This is a genomic window from Rhodoplanes sp. (assembly GCF_013377085.1).
GTDB lineage: Bacteria > Pseudomonadota > Alphaproteobacteria > Rhizobiales > Xanthobacteraceae > Rhodoplanes.
The window spans coordinates 62,866-80,800 of sequence record NZ_JACAAX010000012.1 but is presented as its reverse complement, the minus strand read 5'-3'; the positions used below and the strand labels follow the sequence as shown (position 1 = coordinate 80,800).

Annotated in this window: 14 protein-coding genes; 8 read left to right on the top strand and 6 right to left on the bottom strand. The window is 69.7% G+C overall.

The window, feature by feature from the left end; translation table 11 throughout:
• Positions 1-10: 10 nt before the first annotated feature.
• From HXX10_RS11075 to HXX10_RS11065, 3 genes are read left to right on the top strand one after another with little or no spacing between them, the layout of a single operon-like run.
• Entirely contained in the window at positions 11-1,303 is a 1,293-nt protein-coding gene (locus HXX10_RS11075; protein WP_296522263.1) for a citrate:proton symporter, read from the top strand.
• A 36-nt stretch (positions 1,304-1,339) separates the two neighbouring features.
• Positions 1,340-2,686: an acyclic terpene utilization AtuA family protein gene (locus HXX10_RS11070; protein ID WP_296522262.1), complete on the top strand. Its 1,347-nt coding sequence runs from the start codon at positions 1,340-1,342 to the stop codon at positions 2,684-2,686.
• Positions 2,687-2,688: 2 nt separating this feature from the next.
• Positions 2,689-3,006, top strand: coding sequence for a hypothetical protein (locus tag HXX10_RS11065; RefSeq protein WP_296522260.1), 318 nt, complete (start codon positions 2,689-2,691; stop codon positions 3,004-3,006).
• A gap of 160 nt (positions 3,007-3,166) precedes the next feature.
• Here HXX10_RS11065 and HXX10_RS11060 read toward each other — a convergent pair whose 3' ends face one another.
• Positions 3,167-5,017 (bottom strand): DUF87 domain-containing protein, encoded by a 1,851-nt coding sequence (locus tag HXX10_RS11060; protein ID WP_296522259.1) that lies wholly within the window; start codon positions 5,015-5,017, stop codon positions 3,167-3,169.
• 144 nt (positions 5,018-5,161) lie between these two features.
• Positions 5,162-6,598 (bottom strand): FAD-dependent oxidoreductase, encoded by a 1,437-nt coding sequence (locus HXX10_RS11055; RefSeq protein WP_296522258.1) that lies wholly within the window; start codon positions 6,596-6,598, stop codon positions 5,162-5,164.
• 186 nt (positions 6,599-6,784) lie between these two features.
• Between HXX10_RS11055 and HXX10_RS11050 the strand changes: the two genes are divergently transcribed.
• Positions 6,785-7,564 carry a sulfate transporter family protein gene (locus HXX10_RS11050; protein ID WP_296522257.1) on the top strand — a complete coding sequence of 260 codons (780 nt, stop codon included), beginning with the start codon at positions 6,785-6,787 and terminating at the stop codon, positions 7,562-7,564.
• A 182-nt stretch (positions 7,565-7,746) separates the two neighbouring features.
• On the opposite strand, the gene nth is transcribed toward HXX10_RS11050, so the two are convergent.
• Positions 7,747-8,481: an endonuclease III gene (gene nth, locus HXX10_RS11045; protein WP_296522256.1), complete on the bottom strand. Its 735-nt coding sequence runs from the start codon at positions 8,479-8,481 to the stop codon at positions 7,747-7,749.
• A gap of 74 nt (positions 8,482-8,555) precedes the next feature.
• On the opposite strand from nth, the gene HXX10_RS11040 reads away from it, so the two are divergent.
• The 3 genes from HXX10_RS11040 (at position 8,556) to gpmI (ending at position 11,732) form a co-directional block, all read left to right on the top strand.
• Entirely contained in the window at positions 8,556-9,128 is a 573-nt protein-coding gene (locus HXX10_RS11040) for a DUF2244 domain-containing protein (protein ID WP_296522255.1), read from the top strand.
• Complete coding sequence (locus HXX10_RS11035; RefSeq protein ID WP_296522253.1) at positions 9,125-10,036, top strand: bifunctional helix-turn-helix domain-containing protein/methylated-DNA--[protein]-cysteine S-methyltransferase; 912 nt, start codon at positions 9,125-9,127, stop codon at positions 10,034-10,036. Before HXX10_RS11040 ends, HXX10_RS11035 begins: the two co-directional genes overlap by 4 nt.
• Before the next feature lie 178 nt (positions 10,037-10,214).
• A complete protein-coding gene (gene gpmI / locus HXX10_RS11030) occupies positions 10,215-11,732 on the top strand; it encodes a 2,3-bisphosphoglycerate-independent phosphoglycerate mutase (protein WP_296522252.1) in 1,518 nt (505 codons plus the stop codon).
• Between the two features lie 154 nt (positions 11,733-11,886).
• On the opposite strand, the gene dapB is transcribed toward gpmI, so the two are convergent.
• From dapB to HXX10_RS11015, 3 genes are all read right to left on the bottom strand, one after another.
• A complete protein-coding gene (gene dapB, locus HXX10_RS11025; protein WP_296522251.1) occupies positions 11,887-12,702 on the bottom strand; it encodes a 4-hydroxy-tetrahydrodipicolinate reductase in 816 nt (271 codons plus the stop codon).
• 248 nt (positions 12,703-12,950) lie between these two features.
• On the bottom strand, positions 12,951-13,745 hold the full coding sequence (locus HXX10_RS11020) for a LytTR family DNA-binding domain-containing protein (protein WP_296522250.1): 795 nt from the start codon (positions 13,743-13,745) through the stop codon (positions 12,951-12,953).
• On the bottom strand, positions 13,730-14,788 hold the full coding sequence (locus HXX10_RS11015) for a sensor histidine kinase (protein ID WP_296522249.1): 1,059 nt from the start codon (positions 14,786-14,788) through the stop codon (positions 13,730-13,732). The genes HXX10_RS11020 and HXX10_RS11015 overlap by 16 nt, the downstream gene beginning before the upstream one ends.
• Before the next feature lie 216 nt (positions 14,789-15,004).
• On the opposite strand from HXX10_RS11015, the gene HXX10_RS11010 reads away from it, so the two are divergent.
• Positions 15,005-17,923: an autotransporter outer membrane beta-barrel domain-containing protein gene (locus HXX10_RS11010; RefSeq protein ID WP_296522248.1), complete on the top strand. Its 2,919-nt coding sequence runs from the start codon at positions 15,005-15,007 to the stop codon at positions 17,921-17,923.
• The last annotated feature ends 12 nt before the right edge of the window (positions 17,924-17,935 follow it).

Here is a 17,935-nt window from a genome sequence, read left to right as displayed (position 1 = left end):
GGAGGTTGCGATGCTTGCGATGCTCGGTTTCGCGACGATCGGTGTCTTTCTCGTCGCCATCATGACCAAGCGCATGTCCGTGCTGGTCGCGCTCGTCCTGGTGCCGCTCGTCTTCGCGCTGGCCGGCGGCTTCGGCGGGGCGCTGGGCAAGATGATGCTGGACGGGATCATCCGGGTCGCCCCGGTCGGCATCATGATCATGTTCGCCGTGCTCTATTTCGGCCTGATGCTCGATGTCGGGCTGTTCGACCCGCTGATCGACCGGCTGCTCAAGCTGGTCGGCGGCGATCCCCTGAAGGTGACGATCTCGACCCTGATCCTGACCATGATGGTGGCGCTCGACGGCGACGGCGCCACCACCTTCATGATCACCATCTCGGCCTTCCTGCCGCTCTACAAGCGGCTCGGCATGAGCCGGCTGGTGCTCTCCGGCGTGATCTGCCTGGGCGCCGGCGTGATGAACATCATCCCCTGGGGCGGCCCGACGGCGCGCGCCATGGCGGTGCTGCAGAAGGACGCCGAGACGATCTTCAATCCGGTGATCCCGGCCATGCTGGTCGGCATCGCCTGGACGTTCTTCGTCGCCTGGTGGCTCGGCCGCAAGGAGCGGGCCCGCATCGGCATCATGGACGTCACCAGCGCCTATCACGAGCAGCTCACCGACGCGCAGCGCGAGCGCCGGCGCCCCAAGCTGTTCTGGTTCAACGCGGTGGTGACGCTGGTGCTGGTCGTCGCGCTGCTGCGCGCCTGGATGCCGCTGCCGATCCTGTTCATGGTCGCCTTCGCGATCGCGCTGCCGGTCAACTTCCCGAAGTGGGAGGATCAGCAGAAGCAGCTCCTGTCGCATGCCAACAGCGTCATCACGGTGTGCTCGATGATCTTCGCGGCGGGTATCTTCACCGGCATCCTGACCGGCACCAAGATGATCGGCGCGATGTCCGAGGCGGCCGTGGCCGTGATCCCGACCTCGCTCGGTCACTACCTGCCGCTGTTCGTCGCCGTCACCAGCATGCCGCTCAGCCTGGTGTTCACCCCCGACGCCTACTACTTCGGCGTGCTGCCGATCCTGGCGCAGGCCGGCGCGGCCTACGGCATCGATCCCGCCGTGATGGGTCGGGCCGCCATCCTGGGGCAGATGACGACCGGATTCCCGCTCTCGCCGCTCACCGCGTCGACCTTCATCCTGGTCGGTATGTCCGAGGTCGATCTCGGCGACCATCAGAAGTTCATCTTCAAGTGGGCGTTCGCCACCACCCTGATCATGATCCCGGTCGCGATCGTCACCGGCGCGATCGTGCTGTGACGGCGCCCGCGAGCCCCGGAACGTGAGGACAAGGCCATGACCAAGCGAGTGGTCCGGATCGGCTCGGGCGCCGGCTATTCCGGCGACCGCATCGAGCCCGCCGTCGAGCTCGCCGAGAAGGGCGACATCGACTACCTCGTCTTCGAGTGTCTGGCCGAGCGCACCATCGCGCTCGCCCAGCAGGCCAAGATGAAGAACCCGGCGGTCGGCTACGATCCGCTGCTGGAGGCCCGCATGCGGGCGGTGCTCGCCGCCTGCAGGCGTCGGGGCATCAAGATCGTCACCAACATGGGGGCGGCCAATCCGGAGGCCGCGGCGAGGAAGACCGCCGAGATCGCCAAGGAGCTCGGCCTCCAGGGCCTGAAGATCGCGGCCGTGACGGGCGACGACGTGCTCGACTCCATCCGCGAGACGCCGCGCCGCCTCGAGGAGACCGGCGCCTCGACCACGGATCTCGGCAACCGCATCGTCTCGGCCAACGCCTATGTGGGCGCGGCGCCGATCGTCGAGGCGCTGGCCCGGGGCGCCGACGTGGTGATCACCGGCCGTGCCGCCGATCCGGCCCTGTTCATGGCACCGCTGATCCGCGAGTTCGGCTGGGCCATGGACGACTGGGACAAGCTCGGCAAGGGCATCGTCGTCGGTCATCTGCTCGAATGCGCCGGCCAGGTGACGGGGGGCTATTTCGCCGATCCCGGCGTCAAGGACGTCGACGGGCTCGGCCGGCTCGGTTTCCCGATCGGCGAGGTGTCCGAGGACGGCACCCTGGTGGTCACCAAGGTGGAGGGCTCGGGCGGCAAGGTCACGCCGCAGACCGTCAAGGAGCAGCTTCTCTACGAGCTGCACGACCCGAAGAACTATTTTCAACCCGACGTCGTCGCCGACTTTTCGCAGGTCGAGGTGGAAGATATCGGGCCCGACCGCGTGCAGGTCACGGGCGGCACCGGCCGGCCCAGGACCGACACCCTGAAGGTGTCGGTCGGCTACATCGACAGCTATGTCGGCGAGGGCCAGATCTCCTATGCGGGTCCGGGCGCCGTGGCGCGCGGCCGGCTGGCGCTCGACATCGTGCGCGAGCGTCTGGAAATCATGCAGGTGAAGACCAGCGAGCTGCGCTTCGATCTGATCGGCATCGACTCGCTGCACGGTGTCACGCGCGGTGCCACCGGCGGCGAGCCCTACGAGGTGCGGGCCCGCGTCACCGGGCGCACCGAGACGCTGGCCGAGGCCGTGCGCATCGGCAACGAGGTCGAGACCCTCTACACCAACGGGCCCGCCGGCGGCGGCGGCGCCTTCAAGGCCGCCCGCGAGATCGTCGCGGTGCAGTCGGTGCTGCTGCCGCGCGCGCTGGTCGGCTCGTCCGTCCGCATCCTGGAGGCGTGATCATGAGGCTGCGAGCCCTCGCCCACTCCCGCACGGGAGACAAGGGCAACACCTCGAACATCTCGGTGATCGCCTTCGATCCGGCGAACTACGAGCGGCTGCGCCGCCACGTCACGCCGGAGCGCGTCAAGGCCCACTTCGCCGATGTCGTGAAAGGCAAGGTGGTGCGCTACGAGTTGCCGAAGATCGGCGCCCTGAACTTCGTCATGTCCGATGCGCTCGGCGGCGGCGTCACCCGCACGCTGGCGCTCGACGCGCACGGCAAGTCGCTGAGCTCGGCGCTGCTCGATCTGGAGATCCCCGACGAGGAGACGGCGTAACCTCACCCGCGGTGTCATTCCGGGACGCGCGCGTGAGCGCGCGGGCCCGGAATCCATACACCCGGTGTTGATTGCTGCAGAGTGACAGGGGTTGGGTTCCGGGCTCGCTGCTCCGCAGCGCCCCGGAACGAGCGAAGGATACCCCGCAAAGGCTTCTGCCTCACCGGGTCCAGCCGTTCGGCCCGAGCGGTGGCCGCGGCGTCGATGGAGCGCTCGACGTCGGCCCAGGCGTCAGCGGCTTCTTCAGAATCTTGAAACGGTCCGGGTCGAGCCCGTGGCCCGCCGACGCGGACGAGACATCGTCGAAGCCGCCGCCGGTTTCGTCGCCGCGCAGGCCCGCGCTCGCCGCGCCGGCTCCCCCCAGGGTGGCGCCGCGCCAGCGCTCCAGCACGGCGGCGACGAAGGCCTGGTCGTGACCGGTCGACGGGTCGACCTTGGCGCTGCCGAGCGCCTCGCTGCGCGGCAGCAGATGGGCCGGCACCTCGCGGAAGCGCAGCCGCGTCGGCAGCGCGACGCCCTCGCCGAAGGCCAGCACCTCGCGGGTGCCGAGCGACGGCACGAAGCCGAGCAGGTTGGCGGCTGCATCCGACACCGCCGAGCGTAAAAGCGCCTGGTCGCGGTCGTTCGCCATCCGCATCGCGAACAGGGTCGAGCACTGCGAGATGATGGTCGGGTCGAGCTCGGCCGGACGCTGCGTGACCAGCCCCAGATAGACCCCGTATTTGCGGCCCTCCTTGGCGATGCGCGACACCGCCTTGCGGGTCGGGCCGAAACCGATCGTGCGGTCGGCCGAGGCGTAGCGATGCGCCTCTTCGCACACGAACAACAGCGGCACCGCGCCGTCGCTCCACAGGCCGAAGTCGAACGCCATCCGGCACAGCACCGAGACCAGCGAGTCGACCACCTCGGCCGGGAACCCGGCGAGCTGCATGATGGTCATCGGCCGCCCGTTCGGCGGCAGCCGGAACAAGAGGCTGATCACGTCCGCCATGGTGTCGCCGCCGACATTGGCGTTTTCGAACATGAAGGCGTAGCGCGGATCGTTGGCGACCGATTCGATGCGCCCGATCAGCTTGTGATAGACCATGCGGGAGGCGCGGTTCTCCAGCTTGCCCATGCGCTCGTCGATCAGGCCGATCAGGTCGGCGAGCCGGTAGGGCACCGGCGTGTCGGCCGTGAAGCCGGCGCTGCGCGGGTCGATGCGCTTGAGTCCCGGCCGGTCGCCGCCGGTGCGGTACTGGAGATAGCTGACCTTGGCGATCGGGATCACCTCGGAGAGGATCTCGGTCTCCTCCTCGATCCCGGGCCGTCCGCCGAAGAGGACGTCGACGATCTCCTCGAAGTTGAACAGCCAGAAGGGCAGCTTGAGATTGCGCGGATTGAGGATCTGCGCATGGTCGGGGAAGCAGCGGCCATACTCGTTGTGCACGTCGAGAAGGAAGACGCGCAGATCCGGCCGGCACGCCAGCGTTTGCTGCAGGATCAGCGCGACGCCGCTCGACTTGCCGACCCCGGTGGTGCCGAGCACGGCGAAGTGCTTGCTCAGCATGTCGTCGACGTCGATGCAGGCGGCGATCGTCTGGTCCTGCTGCAGATGGCCGATGTCGATCGTGTCGCCGCCGGCGATGTCGTAGACGACCCGCAGCGCGTCACGGCCGATCGGCGAGACGGCGTCGCCGATGCCCGGATAGTGGTTGATGCCGCGGCGGAAGCGCGGCCGTCCGGTCTCGTCGGGGGCGATCTCGCCCATCAGGTCGAGCTGCGCCGTGGCGACGACATCGAGGTCGTGCACGAAGGTGCGGGTCATCCGCGACACCTCGGTGACGACGCCGATCACCACGGCCGGCCCGCTGCGGATGATCATGAAGCGGCCGACGGTCGCCGGCGTCGCCTCGGTCCCGTGCTCGCACAGGCCGACGGTCGCCTGCGAGCCGCGCACCGAGACGATATGGCCGATCTGGTCGCTGGTCGCGGGGATCGGTCCGTCCTGTCCCGAAGCTGCACCCTGCATGATCGTGACCTCTGGAAGACCGCGCGCGGCTGCGAAACGCCGCGCGTATCGGCCGACACTACCGAAAAGACGCCTGATTTTTGGTTAACAGCCGCAGGTAGAGATGTCCGCGGGGACAAGGCGCAGTGCGCAGGGGCGACGTGATCAGAACGGCCAGCGCGACGGGGACGGCGCCGGCGCCTGGGTCGGGGTCGGTTGACGCCGCGGTTTTCGCGGGGTCTCGCGGCTCGGTTCGGCGGCGGGGCGCGGCGTGGTGATCCAGCCGAACTTGCGCATCGCCGCCTCGGCGGCGCGCTCGCCCGACAGCCAGGCGCCGCCGACCGTGCCGTACTGGGTCTCGTGCACGGCCTCGCCGGCGAACCACAGGCGGTCGCGCACCGGCTCGGTCAGCACGGCGCGAGCGCCCTGACCGCCGATGCTGGCCGCCGAGGCGGCGCCGAGCACGAAGGGCTCCTGGTTCCAGCGCGTCGCATGGGTGCGGCGCACCGCCTTCCTGATGTCGCTGCCGTAGAGCTTGGCGAGCCATTCCTGCGCGTAGTCGACCATGGCGGCCTCGCCCTGGGCCGAGAGGTCGCGCCCGAGCTTGCCGGCGAGCTGGATCATGCACAGCGAGGTGTCCGCCACATTGGCCAGCATGGCCGCGGTGCGGGCGCTGTCGGCCTTCTCGAAGATCAGGTCGTCGCGCTGCGGCCCGAGCGGCTGGCCTGCGAGCTCCAGCACCACATGGTCCTGGCTGCCGAGGCCGAGCTTGCCGAAGGCGTCGAGCTGGCGCTTGGGCAGCTCGGGGTCGAACCTGATCTTGCCGGCCGCCATCACGTTGGTCGACGCGGTGATGATCGCCGCGCGGGCCACGATGGTGCCCCGGCCGGTCTCCACCTCGACCTTGCCGCGCACCCAGGTGTTGATGCGGTTCGCCGGCGTCGACAGCCGCACCGACAGGCCGCCGGCGAGCGCCGCCAGCAGCGTGCCGAGCCCCTGCTTGCAGAACGCGCCGGAATCGCGCTCGGCCGCCTTGGCGACGTCGACGGCCGAGAGGTCGCGCAGATCCTTGCCGTAGGGCAGGGGGCCGAGCACGTATTCGACCGTGTTGCGCCAGTCGAGCAGATCCTTGGGCAGCGCCTGCAGGCAGGCGACGTCGGCTTTTCCGCGCGATGCCTCGATGATCGCCCGGTTGGAGCGGACCAGCACCGACAAAAAGTCCTCGAGCTCGCTTTCGCGGGCGTAGCGTCGGCCGATCCGCACTTTTTGCCCGGGCGGCGCCGCGGTGATGTCGAGGCCGGTGCCGGCGGCGGCCTTCACCACCGGATTGACGTCCATGCCGTAGAGCCAGTGGGCGCCGCGGTCGAACGGCACGCCGAAAATCTTGCTGTCGGTGGCACAGCGGCCGCCGATCCGGTCGGCCGCCTCGATGACGACCACGCGGCGGTTCGCTGCGGCGATGCGCCGCGCCGCCGCGATGCCGGCCGCGCCGGCGCCGATCACCACGATGTCGACCTCGCCCGAGCCCTGCGCGAGCGCGGATCCCGGCAACGCGAGCGCGGCGGCGCCGGCGAGGAAGGTGCGGCGGTCGAGTGGCGGCATGGCAGGGACTCACCTCTCTGGCGGGGGCCAACTTGCCCCAAGGGCTTCCCGGCCGCAAACGCCAATGTGGACGACGGCTTCGGCCCATGGCCTTGTCGCCGGTCGGCCGGGTCTCTACCTCAAGGCAGCCGGTGCTGCTCCGGCGTTTCCGAACCGCGGCGCGCCCGCGCTCTTCCGAGGATCCCGATGCTGCATGCCGCCTATCTGGCCCTGGCCCAGTTGATGTCGCCGCCGTTCCGGTCGGTGCTGCTCAAGTCTGTCGGGCTCGCGATCCTGGTGCTCGCCGTGCTGGTCGTCGGGCTGTACCAGCTCGTCGCCTGGCTGGGTGGCGAGGGCGGCGTCTGGATGGAGACGACGCTGGGGCCGGCCGCCCACAATCCGCTCTCGGTGCTCGGCTGGATTCTGGCGATCGCGATCGGCGCCGGGCTGTTCGCCGGCGCCATCTTCCTGATGCCGGCCGTCACCTCGCTGGTCGCCAGCTTCTTCGCCGACGACATCGCGGCCGAGGTCGAGCTGGTCCACTACCCGGTCGATCCGGCCGGTGTCGCGCCGCCGATCGGCTACTCGATCGTCGAGGGCATCAAGACGGCGCTGCTGGCATTGGGCATCTATCTGTGCGCGGCCCCCTTCCTGCTGATCGGCGGAATCGGCGCCGTCGCGTTTTTCCTCGCCACCGCCTATCTGCTCGGCCGCGAGTATTTCCTCATCGCCGCCGTGCGGCTGCGTCCGATCCGCGACGCCAAGGCGATGTGGCGCGAGAACCGCACTCGAATCGTCACGGGCGGCCTGTTCATCGCCGCCTTCGTGCTGATCCCGATCGTCAATTTCGCCACGCCGCTGTTCGCCACCGCGTTCATGGTGCATCTCCACAAGCGCCTGTCGGCCGAGCGGATCCGGGCGCTGGCGGAGGCGCGGCAGGGAGCTTTTTCGGCGCGGCCGTATGAAACCGGCGACCCGGCGCCCTGACCGGCAGGAGAGTCGGCAAAGCCTCTCCTTCGTCGTGCTCCGCGAAGGCGGAGCACCCAGTACGCCGCAGCGTGTCGAGTGAAACAATCAACGCCGGTGGATACTGGATCGTCCGCCTGCGCGGACGATGACGACCGATAGCCGGTGCACTGACCTTAGTCCAACGCGCGTTCCGCCCGCGCCTATGGGGAAAAAATGCGCTTCTCCGGCCAGCCGCAGAGGTCGGCGATCAGGCAGTCGGGGCAGCGTGGCTTGATCGCCGTGCAGACATAGCGGCCGTGCAGGATCAGCCAGTGGTGGGCGTGCAGCCGGTACGGTTTCGGCACCACGGCCTCGAGCCGCAGCTCCACCTCCAGCGGTGTTTTGCCGGGCGCAAGGCCGGTGCGGTTGCCGACCCGGAAGATGTGGGTATCGACCGCCATGGTCTCCTGCCCGAAGGCGATGTTGAGCACCACATTGGCGGTCTTGCGGCCGACGCCGGGCAGCTTTTCCAACGCTTCGCGGGTCGCCGGGACAATCCCGCCGTGCTCGGCGATCAATTTCTCCGACAGGGCGATGACGTTCTTGGCCTTGGTGTTGAACAGCCCGATGGTCTTGATGTGGTCGCGCAGCCGCGCCTCGCCGAGCGCCACCATCTTCTCGGGCGTGTCGGCGACCTGAAACAGCGCCCGGGTCGCCTTGTTGACCCCGGCGTCGGTCGCCTGCGCCGACAGCACCACGGCGACCAGCAGCGTGAACGGGTTGATGTGCTCGAGCTCGCCCTTGGGCTCGGGAGTTTTCGCCCGAAAGCGGCGAAACACCTCCTCGACATCGGCCGGCGTCAACGGCTTCGGGCTTGCCGGGCTTTTGCCCCCCTTGACCGCGGTGTGCGGCTTGCGGCTTGCTTTGCTCGCGCTCGAGGCCGGCTTGCGGATCATCGCGTCGTCACCCGTGTTGTCGTCCCGATCGGCATCCCGGACCCGAAGCCCCGGTACCCGAGATTCCTGTGCCCATGAACGCTCCTGGCGAGCCCACGCTGTTCTCGGCCGTCGTGATCCCGCACCGCTCGCTCGGCCGTGCCGGCGTGCGGACCGTGATCCTGGTGCTCGCCGCGGCGAGCGCCGTGCTCGGCATCGTGTTTCTGCTCGTCGGGGCGTGGCCCGTCGCCGGCTTTCTAGGGCTGGACGTCGCCCTCGTCTATTGGGCGTTCCGGATCAACGATCGCCAGGCGACGGCGCGCGAGGACGTGGTGGTGACGGCCTCGGAGCTTCACGTGCGCCGCGTCAGCCACACCGGGCATGTGTCGGAGTGGACCTTGAACCCGGTCTGGGTGCGGCTCGACCGCGTGGTCGACCCGGAGTTCGGGCTTTTGAGGCTCGCCTTGGTGTCGCACGGGCGGCGCCTGACGGTCGGCTCCTGGCTGTCGCCGGCCGAGCGCGAAGGTTTTGCGGCGGCGCTCTCGGCGGCGCTGGGCGAGGCCCGGCGCGGGCCGACGCGCAACCCGGCGCCGGACCAGGGCGGGTTCGAGCGCCCTCCCGGAAATCGGGTGGATCCGCCGGGAGGATCTGCCAGGATCGGCCCATGAGCACCATGATGTTGACCGATCCGGTCGAGGTGCGGCCCCCGGTCCGCCCCCAGAGTGCCGCGCTGGCCCGCGCCGCGGACGACTACGAGCGCGTGCGCCGCGCCATCGCGTTTCTGTCGGAGCACTGGCGCGAGCAGCCCGACATCGAGGCGGTGGCGCATGCCGCCGGCCTGTCGAGCGACGGCCTGACGGCGCTGTTCCGGCGCTGGGCGGGTCTGACGCCGAAAGCCTTCCTGCAGGCCCTGACGCTCGATTACGCGCGAAAACTGCTGCGCGAATCGGCGAGCGTGCTCGACGCCGCCTACGAGGTCGGCCTGTCGGGGCCGGGGCGGCTGCACGACCTGTTCGTCACCCACGAGGCGATGTCGCCGGGCGAATGGAAGGCGGGCGGGGCCGGGCTCGTGCTCGACTACGGCTTCCACCCGTCGCCCTTCGGCATGGCCCTGGTGATGGCAACCAGCCGCGGCCTCGCCGGGATCGCCTTCGCGGATGTGGGTGGCGAAGCCTCGGCGCTTGCCGACATGCAGGCGCGCTGGCCGAACGCCGCCTATGTGCGCGAGCAGGCCGGCACGGCAGCGCTCGCCCGGCGGGTGTTCGATCCCGCCACCTGGCGGCCCGACCGGCCGCTGCGCATTGTCATGATCGGCACTGATTTCGAGGTGCGGGTCTGGGAGACGCTGTTGCGGGTGCCGCTCGGCCGGCTGACCACCTATTCGGACGTCGCCGGCACGGTGTGCTCGCCCAAGGCGGCCCGCGCCGTCGGGGCGGCGGTCGGCAAGAACCCGCTGTGCTTCGTCGTCCCCTGTCATCGCGTCGTCGGCAAGAGCGGCGACATTACCGGCTATCACTGGGGCCTCACCCGAAAGCGCGCCATGCTGGGCTGGGAGACCGGGCAGCGGGGCGCCTGAAGGGCGCCGCCGAGCGGCGTGTGTCGAACTGTCGAGCGACGACACGGCGCCTGCGGCGGGGTCGTCCGCGGTACGGTCTCACCGGCCGTTGACGGCGGGGTTGCCTGGTCCCAATAGTCGGGGCGCTGCACCGCCGCGGGTGCGGCATTCCGCGGCTCGGGCAGAGAGAGACACCGACATGCAGACGCGTCGTCCGGTCATGCTGGTCATTCTGGACGGGTGGGGTTGGCGCGAGGACGCCGCCGACAACGCCGTCCGGCAGGCGAACACGCCGACTTTCGACGCGCTGTGGGCGAATTGCCCACACGCCTTCCTGCGCACCTCGGGCAAGGATGTCGGCCTGCCCGACGGGCAGATGGGCAATTCCGAGGTCGGCCATCTCAATATCGGGGCGGGCCGGGTGGTCATGCAGGATCTGCCGCGCATCACCGACGCCATCGCGACCGGCGAGATCGAGAGGATGCCGGCCCTGGTCGACCTGATCGACAAGCTGCGCGAGACCGGCGGCACCTGCCACCTGATGGGCCTCGTCTCGCCCGGCGGCGTCCACTCGCACCAGGACCACGCCGCCGCGATCGCCGGCATCCTGGCGCTGGCCGGCATTCCGACCGTGATGCATGTGTTCACCGACGGCCGCGACACGCCGCCCCGCGCCGGCGCCGAGTATGTCGAGAGGTTGGTCGCCGACCTGCCGCCTAACGTGCCGGTCGCGACCGTGGACGGCCGCTACTTCGCCATGGACCGCGACAAGCGCTGGGACCGGGTCGAGAAGGCCTATGCGGCGATCGCCGACGCGGTGGGGGCCCGCTACGACGACGCGGCCGGCGCTATCGCGGCGTCCTACGCAGCCAATGTGGGCGACGAGTTCATCGTCCCGACCGTGATCGGCGACTATGCCGGGATGCGCGACGGTGACGGCATCCTGTGCTTCAACTTCCGGGCCGACCGGGTGCGCGAGATCCTCGGCGCGCTGCTCGATCCCGCCTTCTCGGGCTTCCCGCGCCCGCGCGTCGTGAAATTCGCCATCGCGGTCGGCCTGACCCAGTACAGCGAGGCGCTCGACGCCTTCATGGGCACGATCTTCCCGCCCGAGAGCCTGGCGAATGGGCTCGGCCAGGTGACGGCCGATGCCGGGCGTACCCAGCTCCGCATGGCGGAGACCGAGAAGTATCCGCACGTCACCTACTTCCTCAACGGCGGCGAGGAGAAGCAATACAAGGGCGAGGATCGCATCATGGTGCCGTCGCCCAAGGTCGCGACCTACGACCTGCAGCCCGAGATGTCGGCGCCCGAGCTGACCGACAAGGCCGTCGAGGCGATCCGGTCCGGCAAGTACGACCTGATCGTGCTGAACTTCGCCAATCCCGACATGGTCGGCCACACCGGCATCCTGGCGGCCGCCATCAAGGCGGTGGAGACGGCCGACACCGGGCTCGGCCGCATCGTCGCGGCGATCAAGGATTCGGGCGGCGCCCTGCTGGTCACGGCCGACCACGGCAATTGCGAGCTGATGCGCGATCCGGTCACGGGCGGCCCGCACACGGCGCACACGACCAACCCGGTGCCCGTCATGCTGTTCGGCAGCGATGCGAAGAGCCTCGCCGACGGCCGCCTCGCCGATCTGGCCCCGACGCTGCTCGCGCTGATGGAGCTGCCGCAGCCCAAGGAGATGACCGGCAAGTCGCTGATGCGGTGAAACGTCATTCCGGAAGTCGTGCGAAGCGCGGCTGTCCGGAATCCATAACCCCTGTCCGTCGTGAGCCACCAGCACCGGGGCTATGGATTCCGGGCTCGCGGGCCTACAGCCCGCGCCCCGGAATGACGGTGTCGGTGGAGGGCGGCGGGCCGCCTCAAAAATCCTTCAGTCCCAGCACATCCATCATCGCGTAGAGCCCGGCCGGCCGGCCCTTCGCCCACACGGCGGCCCTGACGGCGCCGCGGGCGAAAATCATCCGGTCCTCGGCCTTGTGGACCAGCTCGATGCGCTCGGCCGGGCCGGCGAAGATCGCCCAGTGCTCGCCCACCACGGTGCCGCCGCGCAAGCTCGCGAAGCCGATGTCGCCGGGCCGCCGGGCACCGGTGTGGCCGTCGCGGCCCCGGTCCGAGCGCGTGGCGAGGTCGATGCCACGGCCTGCGGCGATCGCCTCGCCGAGCAGCAGCGCCGTGCCGGACGGCGCGTCGATCTTCTTGTTGTGGTGCATCTCGAGGATCTCGATGTCGAACTCCTCGTCGAGCGTCGCCGCGACCCGCTTGGCGAGCGCCGCCAAAAGATTCACACCGAGGCTCATATTGCCTGACTTGACGATGGCAATCTTTTTGGCGGCCGCCGCGATGGCGTCCTCGTCGGCGGTCGAGAAGCCGGTGGTGCCGACCACGTGAAACAGTCCGGCGACCGCGGCCTGCCCGGCGAGCGCCACCGAGGCCGCCGGAATCGTGAAGTCGACGACGCCGTCGGCGTTTTTCGCCAGCGCGGCGAGGTCGGCCGTGACCGGGATGCCGTTCGGCCCGAGCCCGGCGAGCTCGCCGGAGTCGCGGCCGATCAGCGGCGAGCCCGGCGCATCGACGGCGCCCGCCAGCACGGCGCCTTTCGCCTCGGCAATCGCCTTCACCAGGGTGCGACCCATGCGGCCGCCGGCCCCCGCCACGATCAATCGAACGTCGCTCATCACGCCCTCCTGCCTGTCCGGGCCCGTATAGAGGAGCGGCGCGGGGACGTACAGCCGCGACGCGATCATCGGCCGAACGGCCGATTGCCGCTCGTCCATGGAGGCGAACCGAGGGGCGGCACGGCAAGGAAGCCCCGGATGTCCGTTTGCCCGCGACGAGCGGGAGTGTGCGGCCGAACCGGTCGGAGAAGCCAGTCTGGCCCGGTCCTTTGCGCCTCGACCGGCGCGAGGTCACGAGAGCCGGCGGTTCAGCGAAGATGGCGGGGCAATGACCAGCGCAACCTCGGTGTCTCGGTCCGAGCCGGCCCCGAGCGTGTCTGGAGCATGTGGCTTCTGTCCGTGGCCTTCTTGACCTTGGCGGCAACGATCCGGCCGACCACGAAGCTCTCTGCGCAGCCGTCGAGGCCGATGCGCGTGGTATCGCGGTCGATCGTCTCGATTTCCACGAGCCGGTCGATGTTGACCATCAGCGAGCGGCTGATCCGCAGAAACGGCGGCTGCGGCATCTGCGCCTCGAATTTCCCCAGCGACTGCCCGGCGAGGAGCGGCGGCGCGTTCGCGGCGAAGATCCGCGTGTAGTCGCCCTCGGCCTGCATGGCGACGACGGCGCCGATGCGGACGAGGACGGTCTTCGCATTGGTCTTGACGTGCAGCACGGGCGCGCTGCCTCGCCGCAGTGCCTGCCGGGCCGTCCGCGCCTTCTCCAATCGGGCGACAGCGGCGCCGAGGCGCGCCGGATCGACGGGCTTGAGCAGATAGTCGAGCGCCGAGACGTCGTAGGCCTTGACGGCGTAGTGATCATAGGCGGTCACGAACACAATGTCGGGCGGATCATCGAGCCCGCTCACCAGATCGAAGCCGGTGTCGCCGCGCATCTCGATGTCGAGGAAGACGGCGTCCGGCTTTTCGATGCGGATCAGCTCGGCCGCGGTCTTGACCGAAGCCGCCTCGCCGACCACATCGACCGCCGGGTGTGCGGCGAGCAGCCGGCGCATGCCGCGCCGCGCCAGGGCCTCGTCGTCGACGATCACGACACGGAGCATGGCTCACCCTGCAGCCGGAGTTCGGCCGTCACAGTGTTTCCGATCTGGCGCATGCCGAAATCGTGCCGGCCGGGATAGTGAAGCTCGAGCCGCCGGCGCAGCACCGACAGGCCGACGCCGGGATCGCCGGCAAGGCGCCAGTCGGGCCGCAGGATGCCCTCGCCCGCCACCGTGATCTGCAGCGTGTCGTTGCCCGCCGCGGCGCTGACCGCGATCGCGAGCGGCGTGATCCCCGCCTTGAACCCATGCTTCACGGCGTTCTCGACCAGCGGCTGCAGCAGGAAGCTCGGCATCTGGCGCCGCCGTGCGACCTCGTCCGCCGTCAGCCTGTAGTTCAGCTCGGGGCCGAAACGGGTCTTCTGCACGTCGAGATAGGAACGCACCGCGTCGAGCTCCGACGCAAAGGTCGTGACGGTGCGGTTCCGCTGGTCCAGCGAATAGCGCAGATACTCGCCGAGGTCGCGCACCATGCCGACCGCGGCATCGGGATCGTCGTGGATTTCCACGGCGATGCCGTTCAGCGCGTTGAACAGGAAATGCGGATCGAGCTGGTGACGCAGGTGGTGCAACTCGGCCTTCAACGCCTCGGCCTCGGCGGCGGCAGCGCGCCGCTTCTCGCTGCGGGCGTCGTCTTCCGCCGCCGCCCAGAAATGCGCGAGCCCCCAGGTCACGAACACGATGCTGAAATAGGCCCACGGAATCACCCAGCTCTGGAGCGGTCCCCAGGTCGGCGTATACCAGCCGGTGAGGCCCGAGATGATCTTGGCCCAGGCGGTCATCGCCAGGGCGGCGCCGGTGCACAGAAGGGCGTTCAGCAGGATCGCGCGAACGTCGAATTTCGGCTCGGCACGCCGCTGCAGGAACGGACGCAGCAGGAGAATCAGCGGCAGTGCCAGCGGCTCGACGAGAAGACTGAACAGCAGGGCCTCGCCGACATTCTGGAAGTGCGCCGTGCGCAGCACCAGGCTCAGCAGAAACAGCAGGCACACGCCGACCATGTCGAGGCGCGATGCGCTCCGCCACTCCGTCTCGCCCGGCCGCATCCCTTTATTCCTCCCGAACGCGCCTACCGTCTCCGGCCGCCACGATAGCGTCCCGACCGCGGGGTGTCCTCGGTTCTCTGCCCGGTTCGTCGCCAGTTCTGCCGCGTTCATCGAAACCCGATGGCGGCAGGCCCGGGCAATCGGGATTCTACCGCGAGCCGTGATGAGTGCCTGCACGATGCGTTGCACGGCGGCTTTGGATCATGGGGGGGCTCCGTGTTGGCGCACATCGTCGATCGCACGCACCGTTCGAGCGAACGGACGCTGCTGGCGTCCACCGCTGTCCCGGCCCGGTCTTCGGCGCCGCCGGCGATGGCCGCGCCGGCCCGGACGTCGCTGGCGCGGCTTTCGGCCGGGGTCGCGATGGCGCTGCCCGCGGCTCTGGGGGCCCTCTGCATTGCCGCGCCGGCGCTTGCCGGCGGCGGCGGTGGTGGCGGCGGTGCGGGCGGGGGAGTTGATAATCCCACTATGGCCGGCGGCACGGGCGGTGCCGGCACCATGAGTGGCGGCGGCGGCGGTGCGGGTGGCGGTGCCGGCGTGACCGGTGGCAGTGGCGGCCACGGCACCTCGGCGGGAGGCGCGGGAGGCTCGAGCCCGGGCGCGGCCGGTGCGGACGGCGTGGCCGATCCCGCGGTCGCCTTCTTGACTGCCGGCGGCAGCGGTGGCGGTGGCGGCGCGCATGGCTATACCGATCTGAGCGCGCCTGGAACCTTGCCGAGCGCGGCGGTGACCGGCGGCGCCGGCGGCGCCGGCGGCGCGGGCGTCGGTAACTTCGGAGGAGGCGGCGGTGCCGGCGGCTGGGGCGCGGTCGTGACGGGCGGCGGCAATCTGGGCACGCTCGGCGTCGCGGTGAGCGGCGGCCAGGGCGGCGCCGGCGGTGCCGGCGGATACGCGGGCAGCGGCGGCAGTGGCGGGATCGGTCTGGGGCTCACCGATTCCTCCGGCGGGTCCCTGACGATCAATGCCGCGGTGAGGGGCGGCAATGGCGGCGCCGGCGGTGCCGGCGATGTCGGCGGCAATGGCGGCTATGGTGGCGCCGGCCTGTTCGGCTCGAACGTCGTGATCACGATCGGGTCTGCGGGCTCGGTGACCGGAGGCACCGGCGGCGCGGGCGGGGTCGGCGTATCGCTCAATGGCACCAACGGCGCCGACGGCGTCGGCATCAGCGGTTCCAACGTGACGGTGATCAATGCCGGCGCCATCGCCGGCGGCGGCTCGGCCCACGCCATCGATTTCTCGGGCAGCCTGAACATATTGGAGCTGTGGGCGGGTGCGACCGTCACCGGCACCGTGGCCGGCACCAACAACGACATCCTTCGGCTCGGCGGCAACGCCGATGCCAGCTTCGATGCCTCCTCGATCGGGGCGTCGGCGCAGTACCGGGGTTTTGCGAGCTTCGCCAAGACCGGCACGTCGACCTGGACGTTGACCGGCACCAATGCGGCGGCGCTGCCCTGGAGCATCGATGCGGGCACCCTGTCCGTGAATGGCGCGCTCGCCAATTCGAGCTTCACGGTGAACAGCAGCGGCACTCTGGGCGGCACCGGCACGGTCGGGACCGTCACGGTTGCCGCCGGCGGCATGTTTGCGCCGGGCGCTGCGGGGACTCCCGGCACCTCGATGGCCGTGTCCGGCAATCTCGCCTTCCAGTCGGGTGCCCTCTATCTGGTGCAGATCAATCCGACGGCGGCCAGCCTCGCCAACGTCGCCGGCACGGCTGCGCTCGGCGGCACCGTCCAGGCCGCGTTCGCTGCCGGCAGCTATATCGCAAGGCATTACACGATCCTGCACGCGGCCGGGCTCGGCGGCACCACATTCTCGGGTCTCGCAACGACCAATCTTCCGGCGGGCTTTTCCGCGGGTCTGAGCTACACCGCGACGGACGTGTTGCTGAACCTCACGGCTGTGCTCGGCACGCCCGGAGCGATGGGCACCGGCGGCTTCAACGGCAACCAGCAGGCCGTCGCCGACGCGCTGAACAACTTCTTCAACACCGGCGGGTCGCTGCCGCCGGGCTTCCTGTCCGTTTTCGGCCTGACTGGCAGCGCCTTGCCCGCCGCGCTGTCGCAACTCTCCGGCGAAATTGGCACCGCGCCGCAACAGACGTCATTCGATGCGATGACGCTGTTCCTCGGCCTTCTGACCGATCCGGCCGCGGACCGCGCCGGCGATGCTGGCGGCGCGATGAGGCCGGCCGCCTACGCCGAGGAAAGCGATCGGACGAGCGCCACCGGGTCCCGGCGCGCCAGCGACGCCCTGGCTATGTTCGTCAAGGCGCAGCCTGCTGCCGATGCGCAGCGCTGGAGCGTGTGGGCCTCGGGGTTCGGCGGCTCACAGACCACCGATGGCAATGCAGTCGTCGGATCGAATCAAGCGACCAGCCGAATCTTCGGCACGGCCTTGGGCGCGGACTACCGCCTCTCACCGGACACCGTCGCAGGATTCGCGCTTGCCGGCGGCGGCACGACCTTCGGAGTCAACGGGTTTGGCTCCGGCCGCTCCGACCTGTTTCAGGCAGGCGCCTATGTGCGCCATGTCAACGGCCCGAGCTACCTCGCTGCGGCGCTCGCCTATGGCTGGCAAAACATCGTGACTGATCGGACCGTGACGGTGGCGGGTGCCGACCGGCTGCGCGCCGAGATCAGCGCCAACGCCTTCAGCGGCCGGGTCGAAGGCGGTTATCGCTTCGCGACGCTCGGCGTCGGCCTCACGCCCTATGCCGCTGCGCAGGTTACGACTTTCGAGCTGCCGGCCTACACGGAAACGGTCGTCTCCGGAGCCGCCGCTTTCGCGCTGGCCTACGCCGCCAAGAACGCGACCGACAGCCGCAGCGAACTGGGCCTTCGCACCGACAAGTCCTTTGCGACGGCCGGCGGTATCCTCTCGTTGCGCGGCCGCATCGCCTGGGCGCATGACTTCAATCCCGACAGATCGATTGCCGCGACCTTCCAGGCGCTGCCCGGGGCGAGCTTCGTCGTCAACGGCGCGGCGCAGGCCTCCGACTCCGCGCTGGTCACGGCGACAGTGGCGCAAAATTGGCTGAACGGCTGGTCGACGGCTGCGACCTTCGAGGGTGAGTGGTCCAGCGTCACGCGCGCATATGCTGGAAAGGGTGTTGTTCGGTACCAGTGGTAAGGGCTCGCCGGG